Source organism: Streptomyces sp. NPDC005017, from assembly GCF_042873115.1.
GTDB lineage: Bacteria > Actinomycetota > Actinomycetes > Streptomycetales > Streptomycetaceae > Streptomyces.
The window spans coordinates 323,759-346,892 of sequence record NZ_JBIALD010000006.1 but is presented as its reverse complement, the minus strand read 5'-3'; the positions used below and the strand labels follow the sequence as shown (position 1 = coordinate 346,892).

General features: G+C 75.5%; 16 protein-coding genes. 8 read left to right on the top strand and 8 right to left on the bottom strand.

Annotated elements, in window-relative coordinates; translation table 11 throughout:
* Positions 1-226 precede the first annotated feature (226 nt).
* The 3 genes from ACFYR0_RS12400 to ACFYR0_RS12390 are packed head-to-tail and all read left to right on the top strand — an operon-like array spanning position 227 to position 7,022.
* On the top strand, positions 227-1,387 hold the full coding sequence (locus tag ACFYR0_RS12400; RefSeq protein WP_389325423.1) for an AAA family ATPase: 1,161 nt from the start codon (positions 227-229) through the stop codon (positions 1,385-1,387).
* Positions 1,384-5,124: a DUF5682 family protein gene (locus ACFYR0_RS12395; RefSeq protein WP_389325420.1), complete on the top strand. Its 3,741-nt coding sequence runs from the start codon at positions 1,384-1,386 to the stop codon at positions 5,122-5,124. Before ACFYR0_RS12400 ends, ACFYR0_RS12395 begins: the two co-directional genes overlap by 4 nt.
* A complete protein-coding gene (locus ACFYR0_RS12390) occupies positions 5,121-7,022 on the top strand; it encodes a hypothetical protein (RefSeq protein WP_389325417.1) in 1,902 nt (633 codons plus the stop codon). Before ACFYR0_RS12395 ends, ACFYR0_RS12390 begins: the two co-directional genes overlap by 4 nt.
* 139 nt (positions 7,023-7,161) lie before the next feature.
* On the opposite strand, the gene ACFYR0_RS12385 is transcribed toward ACFYR0_RS12390, so the two are convergent.
* The 3 genes from ACFYR0_RS12385 to ACFYR0_RS12375 all read right to left on the bottom strand — a co-directional run bounded on the left by ACFYR0_RS12385 (position 7,162) and on the right by ACFYR0_RS12375 (position 9,781).
* Positions 7,162-8,214 (bottom strand): YeiH family protein, encoded by a 1,053-nt coding sequence (locus ACFYR0_RS12385; RefSeq protein ID WP_389325414.1) that lies wholly within the window; start codon positions 8,212-8,214, stop codon positions 7,162-7,164.
* Positions 8,214-8,792, bottom strand: coding sequence for a cysteine dioxygenase (locus ACFYR0_RS12380; protein WP_389325411.1), 579 nt, complete (start codon positions 8,790-8,792; stop codon positions 8,214-8,216). The genes ACFYR0_RS12385 and ACFYR0_RS12380 overlap by 1 nt, the downstream gene beginning before the upstream one ends.
* Before the next feature lie 83 nt (positions 8,793-8,875).
* Positions 8,876-9,781: a LysR family transcriptional regulator gene (locus tag ACFYR0_RS12375; RefSeq protein ID WP_389325408.1), complete on the bottom strand. Its 906-nt coding sequence runs from the start codon at positions 9,779-9,781 to the stop codon at positions 8,876-8,878.
* Positions 9,782-9,986: 205 nt separating this feature from the next.
* Here ACFYR0_RS12375 and ACFYR0_RS12370 point away from each other — a divergent pair, with 205 nt between their 5' ends.
* The 4 genes from ACFYR0_RS12370 to ACFYR0_RS12355 all read left to right on the top strand — a co-directional run bounded on the left by ACFYR0_RS12370 (position 9,987) and on the right by ACFYR0_RS12355 (position 15,770).
* Positions 9,987-10,865, top strand: a complete 879-nt coding sequence (locus ACFYR0_RS12370) for a hypothetical protein (RefSeq protein WP_389325404.1) — start codon at positions 9,987-9,989, stop codon at positions 10,863-10,865.
* Positions 10,865-13,012: a bifunctional serine/threonine-protein kinase/ABC transporter substrate-binding protein gene (locus ACFYR0_RS12365; protein ID WP_389325401.1), complete on the top strand. Its 2,148-nt coding sequence runs from the start codon at positions 10,865-10,867 to the stop codon at positions 13,010-13,012. The genes ACFYR0_RS12370 and ACFYR0_RS12365 overlap by 1 nt, the downstream gene beginning before the upstream one ends.
* A gap of 9 nt (positions 13,013-13,021) precedes the next feature.
* Positions 13,022-15,310, top strand: coding sequence for a bifunctional serine/threonine-protein kinase/ABC transporter substrate-binding protein (locus ACFYR0_RS12360; protein WP_389325398.1), 2,289 nt, complete (start codon positions 13,022-13,024; stop codon positions 15,308-15,310).
* Between the two features lie 139 nt (positions 15,311-15,449).
* Entirely contained in the window at positions 15,450-15,770 is a 321-nt protein-coding gene (locus tag ACFYR0_RS12355) for a hypothetical protein (RefSeq protein WP_389325395.1), read from the top strand.
* A gap of 37 nt (positions 15,771-15,807) precedes the next feature.
* Here ACFYR0_RS12355 and ACFYR0_RS12350 read toward each other — a convergent pair whose 3' ends face one another.
* Positions 15,808-16,395, bottom strand: a complete 588-nt coding sequence (locus ACFYR0_RS12350; RefSeq protein ID WP_389325393.1) for a CGNR zinc finger domain-containing protein — start codon at positions 16,393-16,395, stop codon at positions 15,808-15,810.
* 90 nt (positions 16,396-16,485) lie between these two features.
* Between ACFYR0_RS12350 and ACFYR0_RS12345 the strand changes: the two genes are divergently transcribed.
* On the top strand, positions 16,486-17,298 hold the full coding sequence (locus tag ACFYR0_RS12345; protein WP_389325390.1) for an MBL fold metallo-hydrolase: 813 nt from the start codon (positions 16,486-16,488) through the stop codon (positions 17,296-17,298).
* Positions 17,299-17,737: 439 nt separating this feature from the next.
* Here the strand turns inward: ACFYR0_RS12345 and ACFYR0_RS12340 are convergent, their stop codons facing one another.
* From ACFYR0_RS12340 to ACFYR0_RS12325, 4 genes are read right to left on the bottom strand one after another with little or no spacing between them, the layout of a single operon-like run.
* Positions 17,738-18,946, bottom strand: a complete 1,209-nt coding sequence (locus tag ACFYR0_RS12340; protein ID WP_389325387.1) for a VWA-like domain-containing protein — start codon at positions 18,944-18,946, stop codon at positions 17,738-17,740.
* A gap of 11 nt (positions 18,947-18,957) precedes the next feature.
* Positions 18,958-20,154 carry an AAA family ATPase gene (locus ACFYR0_RS12335; protein ID WP_389325384.1) on the bottom strand — a complete coding sequence of 399 codons (1,197 nt, stop codon included), beginning with the start codon at positions 20,152-20,154 and terminating at the stop codon, positions 18,958-18,960.
* On the bottom strand, positions 20,151-21,959 hold the full coding sequence (locus ACFYR0_RS12330; protein ID WP_389325381.1) for an ankyrin repeat domain-containing protein: 1,809 nt from the start codon (positions 21,957-21,959) through the stop codon (positions 20,151-20,153). The genes ACFYR0_RS12335 and ACFYR0_RS12330 overlap by 4 nt, the downstream gene beginning before the upstream one ends.
* Complete coding sequence (locus ACFYR0_RS12325) at positions 21,956-23,110, bottom strand: gala protein (protein WP_389325378.1); 1,155 nt, start codon at positions 23,108-23,110, stop codon at positions 21,956-21,958. Before ACFYR0_RS12325 ends, ACFYR0_RS12330 begins: the two co-directional genes overlap by 4 nt.
* Positions 23,111-23,134 lie beyond the last annotated feature (24 nt).

Genomic DNA, 23,134 nt, shown 5'->3' with positions numbered 1-23,134 from the left:
CAACGGCGCGGCGGTCCGTGTCTCGCGCCCCGGCCGAGTCCGGTCACGCGCCGAACGCCCGCACCCCGCGCACCCTCGGTGCGGCACCGGCGACCCCGGCACCGCACCGCCGAACGCCCGCACCCCGCACACCCCCGGTTCGCCACCGGCCACCCCGGCACCGCACCCGCTCACCGTCCCCATCATCCTGAGCACGACAGACCGACCTACCCAGCAAGGAACCTGAATGCCTTCGACCGACACGGCGACGGCCCTTCCGGCCCGGCAGACCCTGCCCGCCGAGGAGCGTCACGCCACCGAACTCGCCTTCCTCGCCGCCCACGACGAGGGGCCCCGCCCGCCCGGCTGGCGGCTCACGCCGCGTGCCGTGATCACCTTCGTGTGCGGCAGCGGCGGTGAGGCGCTGAAGCTGGCCAAGCCGCACGAGACACTGCCCGACAAGCTGGTGATCGCCCCCAAGTTCGTCGGCGAACGCGCCCTGGTGGAACGGTGCGTGGTCACCCTCGCCGGTGAGCGTGGCCTGCTGCTCGTCGGCGAGCCCGGCACCGCCAAGTCGATGCTCTCCGAGCTGCTGTCGGCCGCCGTCTGCGGCACCAGCGCGCTCACCGTGCAGGGCACCGCGGGCACCACCGAGGACGCCATGCGCTACGGCTGGAACTACGCGCTGCTGCTCGCCCAGGGCCCGACCCCGCAGGCGCTGGTCGACTCGCCGGTGCTCAGCGCCATGCGCACCGGCCGCGTCGCCCGGGTCGAGGAGATCACCCGCTGTCTGCCCGAGGTGCAGGACGCCCTGGTGTCGATCCTGTCCGACCGCCGGATCAGCGTGCCCGAGCTGTCGGGCACCGACGACGCCCAGGTGGCGGCCGCCCCCGGGTTCACCGTCATCGCCACCGCCAACCTCCGCGACCGCGGTGTGTCGGAGATGTCCGCGGCCCTCAAGCGCCGGTTCAACTTCGAGACCGTGCACCCGATCGCCGACGTCGACGCCGAGACCGCGCTGGTGCGGCGGCAGGCCACCGCGGCCGTCGAGCGGGCGGGCGCGGCCTTCGCGGTGGACGACGCCGTGCTCGACGTCCTGGTCACCGTCTTCCGCGACCTGCGGGCCGGCCGTTCCACCGAGGGCTGGGACGTGGAGCGCCCGGGCACGGTGATGTCGACGGCCGAGGCCGTGCAGGTCGCCACCTCCCTCGGGGTGGCCACCGCTTACCTGCCCGGCGGCGACGCCCTCGACCTGGTGCCCGGACACCTCCTCGGTGTGGTCCGCAAGGACGACCCGGCCGACCACGCGCGGCTGCTCGGCTACTGGGACGGTCCGGTGCGCCGCCGTGCCGAGGACGGCTCGGCGACCTGGCGCCGCCTGTGGGACCTGCGGGAGAACCTCCGGTGACACTCGCTCAGGACCCGCGGGACGCCGTCGAGGCACTCGCCGGCTGCTCGGCGCCGTATCTGCTGGGGGTACGGCACCACAGCCCGGCGCTCGCCGCGGCGGTACCCGCCCTGCTGGACGCGGCCGGCGCCGAGGTCGTCTGCGTGGAGCTGCCCGCCGACTTCCAGCCGTGGCTCACCCACCTGTCCGCCCCGGGCACCCTGGCGCCGGTGGCGCTGGCCGGGGCGGGCGAGGGCGGGCGGCTCGGCTTCTACCCGTTCGCCGACTTCTCGCCCGAACTCGCCGCGGTCCGCTGGGCGCGCGAGCGGGGCGCCGAGGTCGTGTGCTGCGATCTGCCGATGGCGGATCCGGCCTGGCACGGAGGCGACGGCACCGCCCCCGCCGGGGACACCCGTACCGCGCTCGCCGACCCCCCGCCCGTCCTCGCGCCCACCGCCTTCGCCGACGCGCTCACCGCCGCGGGCAGCGGGCGGGACGGCGACGACCTGTGGGACCGCTGCGTGGAGGTGCTCGCACCCGGCTGTCCGCCGGAGGCGATCAGACGGGCCGCGCTCGGCGTGGGCTGGGCGCTGCGCCGTGACGCGGAGTCGTCGGGCACGGTGCCGTCCCTGGACCTGGCCCGGGAGACCCACATGCGCGCGACGATCGCCCACGCCTCGGCGGGCGGGCGCCGCGTCGCGGCCGTCGTCGGCTCGTTCCACGCACCGGCCCTGACGGCCGGAGCGAACACGACGGACGAGCCGCAGACGGCGGGCGCGGTGCGGGCGCCGGGGGCGGCCGACGGCCCGTCGACCGCGGTCGGAGTGCTCTCGGCCGGCCCGGCCGCCGTCGAGGAGCAGTCGTCGGTCGTCACCTCGCTCGTGCCGTACTCCTTCGACCTGCTCGACTCCCGGTCCGGCTACCCCGCGGGCATCCGTGACCCGCGCTGGCAGCAGGCGGTGTTCACGGCCGCCGGTGACCCCGAGGTGCTGCACGGCGCGGCCGCCCGGGTGATCACCGACGTGTGCCGGGAGCTGCGGACCGCCGGGCACACGGCGGGCACCGGCGAGGCCGCCGAGACCCTGCGGATGGCCTGCGACCTGGCGAGCGTGCGCGGTCTCGCCGCCCCCGGGCGGAGCGAGGTACTCGAGGCGCTGACGACCGTGATGGGCCAGGGCGAGCCCCTCGGCCGCGGCCGTGCCCTGGCACGGGCGCTCGAGGTGGTCCTGGTCGGCACCGAGCGGGGCCGCATCGCGCCGGGCACTCCGCGCTCGGGACTCGGCCCGTCGGTGGAGGCGGAGCTGGCCGCGCTGCGGCTGCCGGGCCCGGACGACCCCGCCCCGCGGGAGCTGCGGCTCGACCCCTTCCGCTCCGCCCTGGACGGCCGCCGGGAGATCCTGCTCCAGCGGCTCACGGTGTGCGGCGCCGGCTACGGCGAGGCCCAGGAGGTGGCGGGCACGGGCGACGGCACGGCGCTCACCACCCGCTGGCGCCTGGCGTGGACCCCCGCGGTCCCCGTGCGGCTCGACCTGGCCGGGATCCGGGGCGTGACAGCCGCCCTGGCCGCCGAGGGCACGCTGCGCGAGTCCTTCCGACGGGACTCGGCGGACGGCGGGCCCACCTGCGCGCTCGTCCTCACCGCGCTGCGCGCCGCGGCCCGCTGCGACCTGCCCGCGCTGGTCGCCGAGCGGCTGGCCGACGCCGCCGCCGTACTCCCCGCCTCCGCGACGCTCCCCGAACTCCTCGAGGCGCTCGACCTGTTGGACGCGCTGTGCCGCGGACATCTGCCCGGCACCACCGCCGGGGGCCGGGAGGCGGCCGCGGCACTCGCCGCCGACCTGCTGGAGACCGCGGTCCGCTCGCTGCCCGGACTCGCGGGCAGTGACCAGGCGGAGGACGCCGCCGCGCTGATCGCGCTCGCCTCACGGGCCGGTGACCACCGGCGCGGGCTGCGCATGGACGACGCCCTGGGCACCCTCGCACGCACCGGGTCCCCGCTGGTCCAGGGCGCCGCGCTGGCCGCCCGGGTCCTGCTGGACCTCGACGACGCCGGAGAACTGGGCGCGCGCGCCGCCGGCTGGATCGACACGGCCACCGACCCGGAGGGGCGGCTCGCGCTGGCCCGCCGGCTCACCGGGCTGCTCAGCGGCGCGGCACCGCTGCTCCAGTCGGCGCCGACCGCTCTGGACTCGCTGCTCAACCGCATCGACACGCTCACCGACCAGGGGTTCCTGGACCGGTTGCCCGCGCTGCGCGGCGGCTTCGACACGCTGAGCCCCGCCGGGCGCGACCGTCTGCTGGGCACCGTGACGGAACGCCTCGGCGACCGCCTGGACCTCTCCCTCGGTGCCTCACCCCGGCTCCTCGCGCTGTGGACGGCGGCCGACGCGGCGGGCCTCGCGGCGGTGGCCTCCCTGGGTCTGCCGACGGGCACGGAGGCGAACCCGGCCGGGAGTGCCGACAGCGCGGCCCCACAGGACACGCCTCAGGCTCTTCCGGCTGCCACCCCGCCCCAGGCCACCGCACCCATACCCGAGGCCACCGCACCCACGCCCGAGCCCGAGGCCGTACCCGAGCCCGACTCCGTACCCGGAGGCGGCACCACGAGCGCACCTGGAGACGGCACCACCCCCGCCCCCCACCTTTCCCCCGCCGACCGCTGGCGCCTACTGCTCGGCCGGGAGAGCGAGAAGCTGCCCTCGGGCGCCCGTCGCTACGCGCACGCGCTGGACGAGCTGTACGGCACCGGGCGGGGCGAGGGCGCCTCGGACCTCGGTCGGGAAGGAGGCGCGGGCGGCGGCCAGGAGGCGGCCTTCCCCACGGCCCGCGAGTGGGCCGAGGAACTGGACGCGCTGTTCGGCGCGGAGGTCCGTGAGGAGGTGCTGGCACGCGCCGCGGACCAGGGCCGCACCGATGTGCTGGCCGAGCTGGACCCTGCCTCGGTACGCCCCTCGGTCGACCTGCTGACCTCCGTGCTGTCGCTGGCCGGAGGCATGCCGGAGCAGCAGCTGGTCAAGCTGCGACCGCTGGTGCGCCGGCTGGTCGACGAGCTGGCGAGGGAGCTGGCGACCCGGATGCGTCCGGCGCTGACCGGCCTGGCCACCCCGCGTCCGACCCGCCGCCCGGGCGGCAGGCTCGACCTGCCGCGCACCCTGCGCGCCAATCTCGCGACCACGCGCCGCACCGCCGACGGCCGGACCATGGTGGTGCCGGAGAAGCCGGTGTTCAGCACGCGTTCGCGCAAGGAGGCGGACTGGCGGCTCATCCTGGTGGTCGACGTGTCCGGGTCGATGGAGGCCTCGGTCGTCTGGTCGGCGCTGACCGCGGCCGTACTGGGCGGAGTACCCACTCTCTCCACGCATTTCCTCGCGTTCTCGACGGACGTGATCGATCTGACCGACCGGGTGGACGACCCGCTGTCGCTCCTGCTGGAGGTACGGGTCGGCGGCGGCACGCACATCGCCGCGGGGCTGGCGCACGCCCGTTCCCTGGTGACCGTGCCCAGCAGGACGATCGTGGTGGTGGTGAGCGACTTCGAGGAGGGCTACGCGCTCGGCGGGCTCCTCGGCGAGGTGCGGTCGCTGGCCTCCTCCGGAGTGCACCTGATGGGCTGTGCCGCGCTGGACGACACCGGCAACCCGCGCTATTCGGTGCCCGTCGCCCAGCAGCTCGTCGCGGCCGGGATGCCCGTCGCCGCCCTCAGCCCCCTCGCCCTCGCCCGCTGGGTGGGCGACCGCCTCCGCGGAGAGAACCGATGAACACCGACCAGAGGAACGCCGGACTGCCCCCGGTGACAGCCGACGTGGTCGCCGCCGCCGTCGAGTCCCTGACCGCACGGCTGCGCAAGAAGCTGGACGCCGCGATCGAGTCGTACGCGGCCCTGCCCGTCGAGGCCGCCGACGGCGTGCTGCGCGTCAAGTGCGGTGAGGACGCCGAGGTCGCCCTGACGCCCGGCCCCACGGGGGCGGTCACGGACGCCGGTCAGGCGGTGTGCAGCTGTCTGCTCGCGCCCCGGTGCCTGCACCGCGCCGCGGTGCTCGGCGCCTGCCCGGTCGCCGACGCGGACGCCGTCGCCGAACCGGAGCCTGCCCCGGCCGACACCGTGCAGGAGCCCGGGACACCGGCGGGTGCCGGGGCCGTGGCGTCCACAGGGAACGGCACACCGGACGAGCCCCCGGCACCGACCGGTCCGACCCCCGCCCAGGTCGCCGCGGCGACCGCGCTGTGGGGGGCCGCCGCGGCCGTACTCGCCGCCGGGGTGCCCGCCGCGGGCGCCGTCCCGCAGGCCGAACTGCTGCGCGCCGCGCACACCGCCCGGCTGGCCGGACTGCACCGCGCCGAGGCAGCCGCCCTGCGGGTCGTACGGGGGCTGCGGGCGGCCCGTGCCCGGCACAGTGGGCACCGGCTGGCCGACCTGGTGGCCAATGTGAGCGAACTGCTGCTCACCACCGCCCGGTTGGCGGCCCGGGATCCGGACCCGGGTCTGGTCGGTACGGCCCGCCGCGCCTACCGTCCCGGCGGCGGGCTGCGCGTGCAGGGCGTGTGCCGGGAGCCGGTGATCGCGGCGACCGGGTACGGCGGTGTCGTCACGCATCTCGTGTCCGAGGACGGGCGCTGGTTCTCGGTGGCCGACGTCAAGCCCGGCGGCCCTGCGCGGGCCCGGGGCGCGGGCACGGCGAGCGTGGCGCTCGGCTCGGGCACCCTCGACCATGCGCAGCTCTCTCGTGGCGGGCTGCTGATCTCGGGCGCGACGCTCTCCCCGGACGGCCGCCTCGGGTCCGGCAAGGGCGTGCGCGCGACTCCGGTCGCCGGTCTGCCCTGGACGCAGGGCGCGCTCGCCGCGTTGTTCGCCCGTCCCCTGGCCGAGGCGGTGGCGGCGCGGCTCGCGGCGAGAGCGGGAACCGACCCGGAGCGGGCCGGGCGGACGGCCGACGAACTGATCGGCTGCGACGTGGTCCTCGTCGGTGCCGCGGGGGAACACCTGCTGGCCCGGGAGCTGACCGCGGGCCGGCCGCAGGAGGACGGCCCGCTGATCCGGCTGGCTCCCGCCAACGGCCACCCGGACCTGGCCCACACGGCCAACTTCCGCCGGCTGGCGTCCCGGCCGGGCCTGCGGCTGCGGGTGATCGGCCGGCTGGACCCCGACCGGGCGGCGACGCTGCGGCCGCTCGCGGTGGGCCCCGTGCCGGACACCGAGGAGACCCTGCGGCTGCCCGCGGAGTGGGACGGCCACGCCGACCTGGGCTACGACCGCATCCAGGGCGCGCATTTCCCCCCGCCCGACGTCCTGCCGCTCACGGGCGCAGTCGTCGGAGTCCCGCCGGACCCACTGGCGCAGGCCCCGCTGTGGCGGCTGCGGCGGCTGGTCGAGGTCGCGGTGTCGGGAGGCCGCCGGGCCGTCGCGGAGCCCGCGCGCGACGGTGACAGGGCCGGGAGCGCGGCGGCGCTGCGCCGCGGCGGATTCCGGGCGGCGGCGGACCTGTCGGCCGCGCTCACCGCGGAGGCGGACCGCCGCACCCGCGACGTCTTCGGCCGCACCGCCGAAGCCGACCCCGACCGCTACGCCCAGGTGTGGCTGGCCGCGTCGGTCTATCTGGCAGGTACCGAACGGGCGCTGGTGCAGGCGACCTGGGAGCACGGGGAGGCGCACGTCTAGGGGCCGGCGTCCGGACGCCGACCCCTGGCCGCGAGACGGCCGGCGTCCGGACGCCGACGTGATCGGGACGGCAGCCCCCGGCGGGAGCCCTCGTAGCCGACGGTTCACGGCGGGAGCGGTGCGGCCCTTCGCAGCCGCCTCACCGCGTGACCAGCAGAACCCCGGCGTACGAGACCCCCGCCACGACCAGCCACGCGCAGAGGCCCAGCAGCGCCGTCCGCGCGCCGGTGCGCGCGAGGGAGGGGAGGTCGACCGCGCTGCCGAGCCCGAACAGGGCCGCGGCCAGCAGGAGTTCCTGCCCGGTGTGAGCCCCCTCGAGGACTTCGCCGGGCAGCAGCCCGGTGCTGCGCAGGGCCACCGCGGCGAGAAAGCCGACGACGAAGAGCGGTACGAGCGGAGCCCGCTTCCGGCCCGGTCCGTCCGGTCCGCCCGCGGCACGGCCGCGGCGGCGCGCGGAGAGCGCGACGGCGGCGACAAGGGGCGCGAGCAGCGCGACCCGCATCAGCTTCACCAGTACCGCCTGGCCGAGGGCCGCGTCACCGGCCGTCTGCGCGGTGGCGACGACCTGGCCGACGTCGTGCACACTCGCGCCGACCCAGCGCCCGAACTCGGCGTCGTCCAGCCCCAGCGGCCCGTGGAGCAGGGGCAGTACGGCGATGGCGAGGGTCCCGCAGAGGGTGACCAGGGCCACCGAGGTGGCGGCGTCCCGTTCGTCGCTGCCCCGCGCCTCGCCGACGGCGCCTATGGCGGAGGCGCCGCAGATGGCGTACCCGGCGGCGATGAGCAGGGGCTGGTCACCCGGCAGGCCCAGCCGGCGGGCCAGCCACCAGGTGCCGGCCAGGGTGGCCATGACGACGACGACCGTCATGACGACCGTCGCCCAGCCGAGCCCGGCCACGTCGTCGAGACCGAGTTGCAGCCCGAGCAGGACGATGCCGGCACGCATCAGCCGCCTGCCCGCACAGGACAGTCCCGGGCGGCCGGAGCCCCGCACCGTCCCGCGCAGGACGGGCAGGTGCGCGGCGAGGACTCCGAGCACCACGGCCGCCGTGAGCATGGGTACGGCGGGCAGAAGCCGGTGGACGGCGACGGCGAGGGCGAGGCCGGACGCCGCGAGCAGGAGTCCGGGGCGCGGGGACGGGGCCTCTCGCACCCCGCTGCGCTGCGTGGGCCGGTCCCGGAGGAGGGCCATCAGCAGTCGGTGGGCAGTTGGTAGACCCGCCGTACGCTGCTGCCGAGGCGGGAGATGTCGGCGCCGTAGACGTGGAGGGATATCGCCGTCGAGGGGCCGGGGTTCCAGACCCGGTGGATGTCCCCGGGAGGGGCGAAGCCACAGAACTCGCCCTGCTCGTTGACCACTTCGTCGGTGGCGATGAGCCTGGCGGTGCCGTCGGCCGCGGGGAGCAGCCGGTAGCGCCGTTCGCGTTCCTGGCCCTGGTGCACCCCCGTGGTGCACCAGGACACGTGGTCGTGGATGTCGGTGGCCTGGCCGGGCAGCCAGACGAGGGCGACGACGGAGAAGCTGCCGTCGTGCTCGGCGTGCAGCAGGTGCTGCCGGTAGCGGGTCGGATCGCTCTGCCGCTGCTCGTCGGTGAGCAGGTCGGGCGCGCCGAGGTGGGGCGCGAGGCGTTCGCCGACGAGGTGGGCGGTGAGGTCGGGCGGGAGTCCGCGGCCGACGTCCTCGCGTAAACCGGCGAGCAGCGCTTCGAGACGTTCGGTGGTGCGGGCCGCGGTGAAGGCGCCCGGGACGGTGGTCGAGGCAGGAGTCATACACAAGAGCGTCGGACCGTTGCGTTATCACGTCCAACGACAGTTTCTTGGCATATCCCAAGCAGCGCTTATGGGTTGGGCGGTCAGCAGCCCGTCTTCCCGGCGGCCACGGTCTTCAGCTCCTGGAGGACGAGGGCCGTGGCGGGGATGCGCAGATGCTCCCGCAGGACGTAGGCCGAGACCTTGCGCCGGGAGGCGGGCTGGAGCGGCCGGCCGGCCACCTTCGCGCGGTGCATGAAGGTCAGCATCAGCGCGGGGACCATGGCGACGCCGAGCCCTTCCGCCACCAGGCTCTGCACCGCCAGGTTGTCGTCCGTGGTGAAGGCGATGTCGGGTACGAAGCCCGCCTCCGCGCACTCGTGCAGCAGATTGGCCCGGCAGCGCGGACATCCGGCGATCCAGCGCTCCCCTTCCAGGTCGGTGAGCCTGACGACCCTTCTCCGCGCGAGCCGGTGCCCGCTGGGCAGCAGCACGGTCAACTGGTCCTCCAGAAGCGGGGTCTCGACCAGCTCCTCCGGGACGTGCTCGTGCATGCCCGGATAGGTGAACGCCAGGGAGATGTCGCACTCACCCTGCACCAGACGGCGAAGGCTCTCCGGCGGCTCGTTCTCCAGCAGATCGACGCGTATGCCCGGGTGGGCGGCCGCGAGCCGGGCCAGGGCCTCGGGCAGCAGCGTGGAGTTGGCGCTGGGGAACGCGCAGACACGGACCCGGCCCGCGTGCAGCTGGGCCAGGGCGTTCATCTGCTCCCGCGCCGCCGACAGCGAACCGAGTATGTCGCCCGCGTGCCGCGCCAGGGTCTCACCGGCCTCGGTGAGCCGCACCCCCCGGCCCACCCGCACGAACAACGCCATCCCGGCGTCCCGTTCCAGCGCCTTCATCTGCTGGGTGATCGCCGGCTGGGTGTACCCGAGAGCACGCGCGGCCGCCGAGTACGAGCCGGTCCGCACGACTTCGTGGAAGGTCCTGACGTGCCGGGAATCGAACACCGCTGCATCATAGTGGCGCCGGCGATCGCGCCGATTTCCGGAACCGCACAACCCCGACGAACCGCAACAGTGCATGCTGATCACAGCATCGCATGCCGTAGGCGGCCAGGCCGGGCATGCGCGGGGGTACGGACCGCGGGGGGCGGAGCGGATGAGGCACGCGTCGGGGAGACTTCGGTGCGCGGTGGGGGTGGTGGTGTCGGCGGTGGTGCTGGCATCGGGGTGTACGGCCGAGGGGGAGAGCGCCGGCAGGGAATCCAAGGGCGGCGGGACGGGGGAGTCCGGCGGCGCGGGAAGGCCCGGCGCGACGCGGGGCGGCGGTGACGGGGACGGCCCGGCGCCCGCTCCCGCGCCGACGGTGGAGGCCGATCCGGCGAAGGTGCCGCGGACGAAGGCCGCGGCCGGGCGGCTGATCGGCCAGGTGATCGCCGGTCCGGAGCTGTTCGGCTCCGAGGCGCGGCGGGACTCGCCCTACGAGAGCGATCCCGACACCTGGTCGGTACTCGACGAGAACTGCGTCTGGCAGCGCGAACCGCTGCCTGAACGGGTGCTCGCCACCCTCACCCGGCACTTCGTCCGGCCCGCGGCCGAGGGCAAGGGTGCGGTGCGGATGACCGTGACCGTCACCGTGCACCCGGCGACCGCGGACGCGGCCTGGGAGCAGGCCGGAATGCTGGAGGAGGCACTGGGCTGCTCCGAACAGACCCTGAGCGAGGGCAGGAAGCTGTCGAACCTGTTCTCCAACGCCTCGGTCTGGGGCGAGGGCGGCAACAACTTCGCGGAGGACTCCCTGTTCGAGATCGGTACGTGCTCGAGCGCCGACGAGGGCGGGCCCTACCCGTACCAGTACCAGCAGGCCACCTTCGGGCCGGTCGTGGTGTCGATGTCCGCCTGCGCCGGCGAGGGCTGGGACGCACAGGGGCTCCTGAACGAGGTGAACGGCCCGGTGCCACGGATGCTGCTGCGGGCGGAGAAGCAGATCGGACGGCCCGTCGACGGGACGGGCGCGAAGGCGGACCCGGCCGGGTGGGCCGTGCCGGGAGCCGCCGGGGACACGACCGCCGCCGCGACGGAGGGCATGTGATGGAACGCCTGCTGCCCTCGGACCCCTCGCACCTGGGCGGAAACCGGCTGCTAGGGCGGCTCGGAGCAGGCGGGATGGGCGTGGTGTACCTGGCCCGCACTCCGGCCGGAGAGCTGGCCGCGGTCAAGGTGATCCAGCCGGAGTACGCCCAACAGCCCGAGTTCCGCGCCCGGTTCGCGCGCGAGGTGGCCGCCGCCCGAGGCGTGGACGGGCCCTTCGTCGCCCGGGTCCTCGCCGCCGACCCGGATGCCCCGGCACCCTGGCTGGCGTCGGCCTTCGTCCCCGGGCCCTCGCTCGCCGAGGCGGTGGCCACCTGCGGTGCGCTTCCCCCGCGCGCCGTGCGGTTCCTGGGCGTCGTACTGGCGCGGGCCCTGGACGCGGTGCACGCCGTCGGCCTGGTGCACCGTGACGTCAAGCCCGGGAACGTCCTGCTGGCCCTGGACGGCCCGCGCCTGATCGACTTCGGCATCGCCCGCGCCCTGGACGAGCGGACCGCGTTGACGGCGACCGGGCTGGTCGTCGGCTCCCCGGGCTTCTGGTCGCCCGAGCAGGCGCGCGGGCAGTGGATCACTCCCGCGAGCGACCTCTTCTCCCTCGGCTGTGTCCTCACGTACGCCGCCACCGGACGGCCGCCGTTCGGCCTCGGCGACAGCGCGGCCCTGCTCTACCGCACCGTCCACGACGCACCCGATCTGCACGGCATCACCGACGACCCGCTGCGGGCCCTCCTGGAACGCTGCCTGGCCAAGGAACCCGGAGCGCGCCCCTCGGCCGCCGAGACCGCCGCCGCGCTCGGGGACGGCCTGACGGGCTCCGACATCGACTGGCTGCCGGACACCGTGGTCCGGACGATCGCCGACCGTGCCGCCGGGCTGCTGGCGCTGCCGGGCGTACAGGACACCGAGGCCGGAACGCCCCACACCGCTGCCGCGCCGCCCGGTCCCGGCCGCCGGCGCGTGATGGCCTGGGCGACGGGCGGTGCCCTGCTCGCCGCAGGCGCCGGTGGCGGCGCCTGGGCCCTGCTCCGCGACGACGACACCCCTACCGGACGGGCGAGCGGGAAGCGGCGGTGGCTGCTCGGCGTCCAGGCCGACCTGTCGGGTCCGGGCAAGGCCGTGGGACGCGAACAGGAACGCGCGGCCCGGCTCGCCGTGGCGGAGCACAACGCCCGCGCCGACAAGCCCTTCGAGCTGGGCCTGCGCGTCGAGGACGACGGCGGTGACCTGAAGCGGGCCCGCGCCGCGGCGCGGCGGCTGTCCGGCGACCGGGACATGTTCGCCGTGTTCGGCCCGACCGGCGCGACGACCGCACCCGTGGTGGACATCTACGAGAACGCCGTGCTGCCCCTCGTCACCATGTCCGAACTGTCCATCGGCGCCATGTCGACAGCGCAGTTGCGTCAGCCTCGGCACTACTTCCGGGCCGCCCCCCTGAACAGCTACACCGCGTTCGGTGTGGTGCTGGCACTGGTGCGACAGCGGGGGCGGCATCTGGGCATGGTCATCGACCGGGCGGGCCGGATCAGCGGCTGGGAACCGGCCCAGATGATGCACCGGCCCGCGGGCATCGCCGAAGTGTCCGTGACCCACAAGGTGGTGCCCGTCTCGATCACCGACGGCGCCCCGGCCGTAAGGGAGCTGCTCGGCCGGGGCGCCGACAGCGTCTACTACTCGGGGACGCCGCAGCGTGCCGCCGACGTGGCCCGATTCCTGCGCGCCAGACGTTTCACCGGCCCGCGCTTCCTCGACCCGTGTTCGGCGGGGGAGGCGTTCCTCGAGGCGGCGGGCGAGGCGGCGGAGGGCTGGCAGGCCGTGATGTCCTGCTCCGACCCGGGCGCCCGCGCGGCCCGCGCCTTCGCCGCCGCCTACCGGCGCCGCTACCGGGCCCGGCCGGGCCCCTGGGCCGTGGAGACGTACGACGCCGTCCGCATGGTCGTCGACCGGCTCACCGCACTCGCCGGACCCGGCGCCCGACGCCCCTCACGGGACGCGCTCAGCGACGCACTCGGCAAGGCGAAGTACCAAGGTCTCGCCGGTACTTACTCCTTCAACGAGCGCCGTTGGCTCAACGCCGAAAACGTCTACCTCTATCAAGTGCGCGACGGGCGCTTCCGGTTCACGGAGCCACTCACGGTCGGGGGAGTGTGAGAGCGGGCCATGCACGCGCTACGAGCGGACGACCCGGTCGAGATCGGCGGGCACCGACTGCTCGCCCGGCTCGGCGCGGGCGGCATGGGAGTCGTCTACCTGGCCCGCACCGGCACCGGTGAACTCGTCGCCCTGAAGGTGATTCGCGCGGAACACGCCGCCGACCCGACCTTCCGTGCCCGGTTCCGCCGCGAGGCCGCGCTCGCCGGACGGCTCACCGGGCGCTGGACGGTGCCGGTGCGGGCGGCCGACGCCGAGGCCAGGGAACCCTGGCTGACCACTGACTTCGTGGCGGGCCCGTCCCTGTCGGAGGCGGTCACGGCGTGCGGACCGCTGCCCGTCGTCTCGGTCCTGACCCTCGGCGCACGGCTTGCCGAGACCCTGGCCGAACTGCACACCGCCGGCCTCGTGCACCGGGACGTGAAGCCGGGCAACCTGCTGCTGACCCGTGACGGCCCGCGGCTGATCGACTTCGGCATCGTGCGGGGCGCCGGAGCGACCGCGCTCACCTCCGCGGACACCATCGTCGGCACACCCGGCTACCTCTCGCCCGAACAGGCCCGGCAGTACGGCGGTGAGGTCGGACCGCCGAGCGACATGTTCTCCCTCGGCTGTGTGCTGGCGTACGCCGTGAGCGGCCGGCCCCCCTTCGGCGCGGGCGACGCGCTCGCCGTCCTCTACCGCACGCTGCACGAGGAGCCCGATCTCGACGGACTGCGTCAACTGCCGTCGTCGGCACGGGAGATGGTCTCGCGCTGCCTGTCGCGCGACGCCGCCGCCCGGCCCACGGCGCCCGAGTTCGCGGAGGCGCTGTCGGCCACGCGACCCACTCCCGACCCGCGCCGCTCGGGGGTCTGGGGATCGGCGGCGGGACCGGACCGGGTCCCGACCGGGACAGGGGCGACCGCCGACGCTCCCGCGGACGCACCCCCGGGCCCCGACGCCGCAGCAACCGACTGGCTCCCTCCCACAGTCCTGCGACTGGTCGCCGACCGCGCCGCGCGCGCCCTCGACCCACCGCCGCGCGCCCACCAGGCGACGGCGCCGACAGTCGCGGAGCACCCCGTCACCGCCCGGCCCGTGACCGCGCGCCGCCGGTTTCTGCTGGCGGGCGGCGCGGGAGCCGTATCGCTCGCGGTGTCCGGCACGGCGGCCGGGGTGTTCCTCAGCCGCCGTTCGTCCGGGAAGGAGGACACCCGCCCCCTGTACACACTCGGGCTGCACGCCGACCTCACCGGCCCCGGCAAGGCCACGGGGGAGGCGACCCGCCGGGGTGCCCTGCTCGCCGTGGAGGACCACAACGCCCGTTCCGGTGTGCCGTTCAGGCTCGCGCTGCGCCCGGCCGACGACCGTGGTGAGGCGGGCCGGGCCGCCGCCGCCGCCCGGGGGCTGCTGTCCGGCGCGTCCCCCGTCGCGGCCGTGATCGGCCCCATGTCCGAGGCGACCCTGACCGCCGCCGAGCCGGTGTACACGGCGGCCGGGGCGGCGATGGTGCTGGTGTCCTGCGACGGCGGCGGCCTGTCACCGCTGGCGAAACCCACCCTGTACGTGACCCGGGCGACCCAGGCGATGCAGGCGATGCCTGTGCTGTACTACCTGGCGGGCGTGCGCTCGGTGAGCCGGGTCGCCGTCGTACGGGATCGCGCGGGCGGCACGGTCGCCGAGGGCCTGACCGCCGACCTGATGGAGGCGCCGCCCTCGGAGGGGACGACCACGGTGCACCCCGTGGACGCCGGGGACGACGTCACGGCAGCCGTCGCCGCGGCGCTGGCCACACGCCCCGGCGGGATCGTCTACGCCGGTACATCGCCCGAGCGCGCCGCCCAGGTCGCCCGGCAACTGGCCGACGCGCGCTTCACCGGGGCGAAGGTGACGGTCGACCAGGTCATGGACCCGGTCTTCCTCAGCGAGGCGAAGGACGCCGCCGAGGGCTGGGTCTTCGGCTCCGCCCGCACCGCCACGACCGCGGCCACCTCCGGCCCCGCCGCCCGGTTCGCCACCGCCCACCGCGAACGCTGGGGCGCGCAGCCGGCGCCCTGGTCGGCCGAGGCGTACGACGCCGTGGGCCTGCTCGCGCAGACGCTCACCGGACTGGCCGGCGACGACCAGGAGGACCAGGCGGGCCGCGGCGTCCTCGCCGAGGCGGTGTTCCGCCAGCGCTATGAGGGCGTGGCCAAACCGATCAGCTTCGACCCGGGAACCCGCCTCCTCGTCGCGGAGAACTCGGGCTTCCTCTACGAGACCCGCGACGGCGCGTTCCGCTACCTGGGACGCTATGACCAGGTACGGAAGGACTGAGAGCAAGCCCCCGACGCCGCATCCGGTGCCGGACGGCACGACGGCAGCCGACCCGGTCGGGACGCGCACGCTCCCGCGCCGTTGTCAGTCCCGCGTGAGAGGCTGCCGACGGCCGAGCAGGTGAACGGAGGGCGCCCGGATGGGTTTCGACGGTGATGTCTGGCGACTCATGCGCCAGGAGGAGTTGCTCGGCGAGATCGTGATCGAAGAGGCCGACTTCCCCTGGCTGAGCGGACGTTTCGTTCCGGCGCCGGCGTTCGGAGAGGTGAAGCCGTGGTTCGACGAGACCCTGGCTCTCCTGGAGGCGGAGGAGTACGAGCGGTTCGACGCGTCCTACGACCGGATCGCGAACGCCTTGACGCTGGTCGCCCCGTCGGGCCCTGTCGCGGAGTTCCTCCTGCACGTCAGCGAGGCACACGCCTGGTTCAGATGGAGCGACGAACCCTTCGACGAGGCCTGAGCCCGCATCGGCGAGCCGCCCGTCCGCCGTCGTGGGGTCAGGTGGTCCGGCGGGCGTAGGCGCGGGCCGCGCGGGCGCGGTCGCCGCAGCGGGTGGAGCACCACTGGCGGCGGCCGTGGCGCAGCAGGTAGCGGTTGCAGGGGGCGGAGCCGCAGGCGGTGAGGCGTTCGGCGTCGGGGCCGGTGAGCAGGTCGGCGGCGTCGCCGGCCAGGGTGGCGAGGGCGTGGTCGACGATCTCGGTGGTGGGGTGCGGGGTGGCGCGGTAGGGGCCGGTCTTGTCGTCCCAGCGCAGCACGTACGTGGTGGAGACACGGGTCATGGCGTCGTTCACGGCCATGACGGCGGCGGGGAGGGCGGGAACCCCGGCCGCGTAGGCGGACAGCAGTGACCTGATCTGTTCGCGCAGCGAGCGCAGTTGTGCCGCGCACATGTCCTGCATGCCGATGTCGACGGGCGCGAGCCCGCGCGCGGTCAGCCACCGGTTCGCCTGCGGGGGAGTGCCCAGGAGGTCGACCGTGTGGCCGCCGGGCAGCGCGATCGCGCTGTTGGCCAGGGCGAGGGAGGGGTGTTCCTCCTCGCCCTGCGCGGGCGGCAGCACGGGTTCTTCCGTCGCGGGCTCGTTCATGGACCTCATGGTACGGCTTGCGCTTATCCGTGAGAAAGAACTACGGTCATCTCACGGTTCAAGCGAATCTATCCGTGAGGTGTGTGCTTCGTGTCTTCTCTCCCGGCAGCGGCCGACTCTTCTCTCCCGGCGGCGACGGCGGCGGCCGATCAGTTCCCGGTCCGCGCCTTCGGCGGCCCGACCGCCCTGTTCGAGTACGGCGGCCTGCGCTTTCTGACCGACCCGACCTTCGACGGCCCCGGCGACTACCCTCCCGTCCTCACCAAGACCGCGCCCTCCACCGCCGACCCCGCCGAACTCGGCCCCGTCGACGTGGTCCTCCTCTCGCACGACGAACACGCCGACAACCTCGACACCTCCGGCCGCGCCCTGCTCGCCGGCGTGCCCCTCACCCTCACCACCCCGGGCGGCGGGCAGCGGCTCGGCGGGAAGGCGAAGGGTCTGGCCGACTGGGAGTCCGTCGAACTGGAGCGCCCCGACGGCGGCACGCTGACCGTGACCGGCGTCCCCGCGATCCACGGACCCGGCCCGCGTGAGGAGGTCGAGAGCGTCCTCGGGCAGGTCGTGGGCTTCGTCCTCACCGGCGAGGGCCTGCCCACCGTCTACGTCAGCGGCGACAACGCCTCGCTCGACGCGGTGCAGGAGATCGCCGCCCGCTTCGGCCCGGTCGACACCGCCGTACTCTTCGCGGGCGCGCCGCGCTTCCCGGTTCTCTTCGACGGCCGGTGCATCGTCCTGGACAGCGCCCAGGCCGCCGAGGCCGCTCGGATACTCGGGGCCCGCCGCGTGGTTCCGGTCCACTACGACAGCTGGGCCCACTTCACCGAGGGCGGCGACGAACTGGCGGCGGCCTTCGGCGAAGCGGGCCTGGCCGACCGCCTGGACTGGGGCCGAAGTCACTGATCCCGGGCGGACAGGCGGGGCTCATGGCTCGGGCGCGGACGGAAGGGCGACCTCGATGTCGAGGCCGCCCTCCGGCCGGGTGTGCGCGCTGAGTCCGGCCCGGTGCGCGTCCGCGACGGCACGGACGACGGCCGGCCGGAGCCCATGGCCGTCGGCGTGCCACGCTCCCGGCCGACGCGGCGGAACGGCTGGAACGCCCGCCAAACCTCCTCGGGGCGGACGACCGGCCCGGTGTTGCGGCTGCCGCGCGTGACGTCGGCAGCTGGCTTCGCCGTTCGGCAGAGCGTGCCGGACCACGCCCACGTGACCGGGGCGGGGCTGCCGCAGGAGGGCTACTACCCGCTCGCTCCCTGGCCGGGTGTGGTGGTGCCTGCGCGTTCGCCGTCGCGGCGCTCGTCGCGCGTGGCGGACGCGTGACGGAGGACGTGGTCGCGGTCGGTCAGCCGACCGGGGTGATCCGTACGGTCTCCGCCCAGGCGGGCGGCTGCGGGGCGTCCTCGCCGATCAGCGCCACGATGAGCCGGCAGGACACGGGCTCCGCGGGCCAGGGCGTGTACCCGTCGGTGAGGACGACGACGATCTGCGGGGGTTCGGGCGCGGCGAGCGCGGTACGGATGCCCACGGTCATGTCCGTCCCGCCGCCGCCCGCGAGTTCCACCTCGGACACGGCCGACACCCGGGCGACGGCCTGTACGTCGGCGTCGCACGCGAGGACGGCGACCCGGTTGCCGCCGACGCCCACCTCGCGCAGCACACCGGACACCTCGGCCAGCGCGGCGGCCAGGTCGTCGTCGCCCATCGAGCCGGAGGTGTCGACGACGATCGCCACGCGCGGCAGCGGCCGGCGCAGGCTGGGCAGCACCACGCGGCCGCCCAGGGCGGGAGTGCGGCGCGAGGGGCGGCGGTAGGTGTAGTCGACGGCGCCGCCCGCCCAGGCGGCGGCCTCGCGGACGGCCCCGGTCAGCGCCTTGCGCCAGTCGACGGTGGGTTCCAGGACCTCCTCCGCCCAGCGCCGCCAGCCCGCCGGTACCGATCCCCGGGAGCGCTGGTGGGCGCGGACGGCCTGGGCGGTCTGCCGGCGCAGCGCCTCGGCCTCGACGGGGCCGAGCCCGGCCACGCCGTCACCGCTCTGTCCCAGGTCCCAGGGCGCGGGCACCCCGTGCGCGCCGGACCCGCAGTCCACGTGGTGCGGGGGAGAGGGCGGTATGCCGGGCAGGTAGCCCTCGAAGAGCTCGCCCTCGAGCAGCCCGAACAGGCGCGGCTCCATGCGTCCTTCGGGCAGCCGCAGCCCGTCGGACAGGAGGTCGTCGTTGATCTCGCAGTCCTGGGCGATGTTCACCCGCAGCCGGTCGCGCTGGTCGGCCGCCGGCAGCCGGTCGGCCCGGCCGTGATGGTCGCGCAGCAGGTGCGCGGCCTCGTGGATCCACACCCCGGCCAGGTCCTCGACGTCGGTGGCCTCGACGAACTCCGGCGCGACGTAGCAGCGCCAGTACCGGTCGACGGCCATCGTGCGCACCTGCCGCGAGGCCACGACGGTGAGCGCGTACAGGGCCGAGGCCAGGTACGGGCGTGCCTCGGCCGCCTTGTAGCGGGCGGCCAGCAGCTTGGCGCGGTCCAGTTCCCCGGCCGGGCCCCCGGTGGCGGTCACGGGGCGGCCGGTCAGCGCGCGCCCGGCAGGGCGCCGGCCAGCTGCAGCAGTTCCAGGAAGGCGTCGATGCCCGGCGGGATCGGCCAGTCCGGCTCGCGCATCACGGCGAGGTCGCGGGCGGCCCGCGCGGCCACGTCCGGCACCCCGGCGTCCACGGCCTTGGCGAGGACCTCCCAGCCCGCCTCCCAGCGGGGCAGGGTGGGCTCGCTCTGCACGGCGGCGACCACGGCGATGAGGAACGCCAGCTGCCGGTCACCGCGCTCGGGCAGCGCGAAGGCGGACGGGTCGGCGAGCACCCGGTCGGGGTCGGGCAGGTCGAGGTTCTCCAGGTACGACAGCAGCTCGATACCCGCGGCGTCGCCGACCGCGCCCGTCACGGCGGCGGCCTGCGCCTCGTGTCCGGCGCCGGAGGCGTAACCGGCGGCGAGCAGCCGCAGCGCCATCTCCCAGGTGCGCGGCGAGGGCCAGGCGCGGCCGCGGCCCTCGGCCTCCTTCGGCATGTGGTGCACCAGACCGGGCCGGGCGGTGAGGAAGCCGGAGATCACACCGCGGGCACGGGCCACCGCGCCGGGCGCCCGCGCCGGGTCCACCCTGGGCAGCACGGTCTCGGGCCAGGTGCCCGCCATGCCGCGGGCGACGGTGCGCGGGTCGTGCGTCCAGTCGAGGTGGACGAAGCGGTTGGCGAGCGGCGGGGTGAGGTGCCAGCCGTCGGCCGCGCTGGAGGGCGGGTTGGCGGCGGCGACGATCCGTACCGACTCGGGCAGGACCAGGCTGCCGACCCGGCGTTCCAGGACGACGCGCAGCAGGGCGGCCTGCACGGCGGGCGGCGCCGAGGACAACTCGTCGAAGAACAGCAGCCCGTGTCCGGTACGGGCCAGACGCACGGCCCAGTCCGGCGGGGCCATCGGCACACCCGAGGCGGCCGGGTCGTCGCCCACGATCGGCAGCCCGGCGAAGTCCGACGGCTCGTGGACGCTGGCGACGACCGTCTCCAGGCGGACGCCGAGTGCGTCGGCGAGCTGTTCCATGCCGGCGGACTTGCCGATGCCCGGCTCACCCCACAGCAGGACGGGCTGATTGGCCGTCACCGCCAGTGCGAGCGCCTCCAGTTGGGTGTTGCCCGCCGACTCGCTGCGGGTGACGCGCAGACGGGCGTTCAGCGCGTCGGCCGCCGCGAGGGCCGCGGGCACGGCGGGGGAAGTGGTCATGCGTGCGGGTCCTCGTCCTCGGGAGGCGGCATGTCGTCCTCGTCCCAGTCGGGCTCGGAGTCCCGCTCGCTCATGTAGTCGTCGAACCACTCGGAGCCGATGCCGGGGTGTTCGTCGAGCACGCGGCGGCGCAGGAACATCAGGTCGGTGCGCTCGTAGCGGCGCACGACCTGGGCGAGGGACAGCTCCATCTCGTCGATCACGTCGATGCGGGCACCGGCGGCGATGAAGTCCTTGACCAGAGCGGCCGATCCGCCGCTGTGGACGGCGTTCTGCAGCGGTGTGCGGTCCGTCTTGTCGTGCGCCTCCAGGTCCAGCCCGGCGGCCAGCAGCCGCGGCAGCAGCTCACGGTGGTCGAGCAGGTGCAGGAGGTGGAGCAGACCGCGTCCCCGGCCGTCGCGCACATGCGGGTCCGTACCGGCGTCGAGCAGGTCCAGCACGGCGGCGGTGTCGCCGTGCTGGACGTGCAGGAACAGCTCGCGCCGCTGGTCGCGCAGCGCGCGCGGCAGCCGTCCCTCGCCGCTGGTCCAGGCGTGCCGGGCGGCGAAGCAGCCGGTCACCTTCCCGCCGAAGGCGCGCAGGGCGAGTTCGCGCTGCTGCTCCTGCGGGGAGTGCGGGATGTCCAGGGCACCGTCCCGGGAGACGACCTCGTGCCAGTCCCGGCCGCAGCGGACCCGGACCGGTGCGGGCACCGCCGGGCCGGACGGACCGACGGCGGGCCCGGACTTCGGGAACAGGGCGGCGGCGACCAGCGGGTGCAGTTCCTCGGGCCGGACCCGGCCGCCGCGCAGCAGCCCGATGTCGGGCAGTCGCTGCCAGACGTACGAGGGCAGCATCGGGACGTCGTCCTCCTGACCGCGGTCCCGTCCGCTGACGCGCACCTTCGCGGTCCCGGCCTCGCCGGGGGCGAGTTCGAACCGCAGATGGCCCTGCCAGCCGACAGGGAGGCGGAACACCGGGCCGCGTCCGGCGCGTTCGAGGAGCCGGATCTCCGGGGACATGCGGGTCAGGTCGGGGGAGACGCGGGTGACCAGCTCGGCCACGTCCAGGTCCCGGTAGGAACGAGGGCCCCGGGGCGGCGTGGTGAGGTCGAGGTCGAGCCCGGCCGCCGCGTACGCCTCCACATGGGCGCCACGGGACTGGAGCAGGGCGACCCACTCGGCGTGCGCGGCCGGGTCGTTGTCGCCCGGGTCCTCGGCCGGCAGTTCCCCCGGGGCGAGCGGGGTGCCGTCCGGGCGCAGGAACGGCAGCCGGTCGCAGCCCACCGGGCCCGCGCTGTAACGGAGTTCGCCGGTGCGGCGGGCGTCCCAGAAGCGCCGGGCCGCCGTCCAGTCCTCGGTGGTGTACGTCAGCCCGTGCAGCCGGTCCTTCCCGGGCGGTACGGCGGGCCCGATGTGCAGGCGCAGCCGCTGGGGGCCTTCCAGCATCGGGGTCGTGGTCACCGACAGCACCGGGCCGAGGGTGCCGTACGAGGCGAGGACGACACGCCGGGCGGGGGCGAGTGTGGTGTGGCCGCCGAGGGCGCGCGGCAGATGCCAGCGCAGCAGGTCCGGGACCAGATGGAGCAGGTCGTCGGCGACTCGGGCGGCGGCCTCGGGGCCGTACTCGGCGGCGACGCGTTCCGGGTCGAGACCGTCGGGCACGTCCAGCGCGGCCGCGGCGCAGGCGGCACGCCAGTCCCCGGCCAGCCGTGCCTGCGTGGCGGCCTCGATCATCCGGCGCGGGACGGCGTAGCGGCGGACGCGGGCCCAGGCGGAGGCGTCGTCGGGCGAGAGGGCCGCGGGTGACACCGGCTGCGGGTTCATCGGTACAGGCTGCCTATCGCGCGTACGTCGGGGTGGGTGGGCCGGGCGGGGCACAGCCGCTCGGTGAACGACCGCTTGACCCGGCGCGGCAGGCCGGGGCCGAGACCGACGTACTCGAGGCGGTGCCCGTCGGGCAGGGCGGCGAGCAGGGTCTTGGCGCCGCGCCCCGTGATGCCGGTGTGGCGCAGTTCGAGGCGGCGCAGCGGGCTGCCCGGCAGGGCGGTGGCCAGGGCGTGGGCGCCCTCGTCGCCGGTGGCGTTGCCGGGGGCGCCGAGGCTGCGCTCGGACATGGCCCGGCCGAGGTCGAGGGTCTCGATGCCGTCGAGCGCGTCGGCGAGGGCGCGGGCCCCGTCGGGGCCGATGCCGTTGCCGCCGAGGCCGAGCCGGACGGGCCGTGCCGCGTCGGTCGCGGCGGCCAGCACGGCGGTGCCCTCGTCGCCGAGGTGGTTGGCCGTCAGGTACAGCTCGCGGACACCGGCGTCCCGGACGAGGGCGGCGAGCAGCGGCGCGTCGGCGGGGGTGAGCCCGTTGCCGCCGATGAAGAGGCGTTCGAGCGGGGCGTCCCGGTCGAGCAGGGCGTCCAGCAAGTGCCGTACGCCCGCGCCACCGAGACCGGTGTTGAAGAGGTCGAGCGTGCGCAGGCCGGTGTTACGGCGCAGCAGCCCGGCGAGGGCGCGGGCCCCGGCCTCACCGACGGGGTTGCGCTTGAGCCACAGGGCGCGCGGCGCGCTGTCGTCGTCGAGCGCCGCGGCGAGGGCGTTCACGCCGTCCGGGCCGATGCGGTTGCAGCCGAGGTAGAGGGTGCGGACGCCGTGCGGGGTGCCGCCGTCACGGGCCGCCACCAGCGCGTCGGCCACCGACCGGACACCGGCGTCGCCCAGGGAGTTGGTGCCCAGCAGCAGATGCGCGGCGTGCGGGGAGGCGGCGGCGACGGGCAGCAGCCGGGCGGCGCCCTCGGGGCCGAGCCCCTGCTTGCACAGATCCACGCGGCCGTCGGCGCGCAGGGTGCCGAGCGGGAAGGTCTCGTCCTCGGTCACGGGCCGTGCGTCGGCCAGGCGGGCCACCAGGGGACCGAGCGCCGCCGGGTCGGCGAGCGGCAGGTCCGGGTGTTCGATCGCGGGGCAGCGTACGGGCGTTGTCGGCTGGTTCATCACCACTCCACCGGTCCTGCGCCG

Excerpts from the sequence above, each read along its gene's own strand:
- ACFYR0_RS12400 (WP_389325423.1), top strand. The coding sequence starts at position 227 with ATGCCTTCGACCGACACGGCGACGGCCCTTCCGGCCCGGCAGACCCTG.
- ACFYR0_RS12390 (WP_389325417.1), top strand. The coding sequence starts at position 5,121 with ATGAACACCGACCAGAGGAACGCCGGACTGCCCCCGGTGACAGCCGAC.
- ACFYR0_RS12385 (WP_389325414.1), bottom strand. The coding sequence starts at position 8,214 with ATGGCCCTCCTCCGGGACCGGCCCACGCAGCGCAGCGGGGTGCGAGAG.
- ACFYR0_RS12380 (WP_389325411.1), bottom strand. The coding sequence starts at position 8,792 with ATGACTCCTGCCTCGACCACCGTCCCGGGCGCCTTCACCGCGGCCCGC.
- ACFYR0_RS12365 (WP_389325401.1), top strand. The coding sequence starts at position 10,865 with ATGGAACGCCTGCTGCCCTCGGACCCCTCGCACCTGGGCGGAAACCGG.
- ACFYR0_RS12360 (WP_389325398.1), top strand. The coding sequence starts at position 13,022 with ATGCACGCGCTACGAGCGGACGACCCGGTCGAGATCGGCGGGCACCGA.
- ACFYR0_RS12355 (WP_389325395.1), top strand. The coding sequence starts at position 15,450 with ATGGGTTTCGACGGTGATGTCTGGCGACTCATGCGCCAGGAGGAGTTG.
- ACFYR0_RS12350 (WP_389325393.1), bottom strand. The coding sequence starts at position 16,395 with ATGAACGAGCCCGCGACGGAAGAACCCGTGCTGCCGCCCGCGCAGGGC.
- ACFYR0_RS12335 (WP_389325384.1), bottom strand. The coding sequence starts at position 20,154 with ATGACCACTTCCCCCGCCGTGCCCGCGGCCCTCGCGGCGGCCGACGCG.
- ACFYR0_RS12330 (WP_389325381.1), bottom strand. The coding sequence starts at position 21,959 with ATGAACCCGCAGCCGGTGTCACCCGCGGCCCTCTCGCCCGACGACGCC.
- ACFYR0_RS12325 (WP_389325378.1), bottom strand. The coding sequence starts at position 23,110 with ATGAACCAGCCGACAACGCCCGTACGCTGCCCCGCGATCGAACACCCG.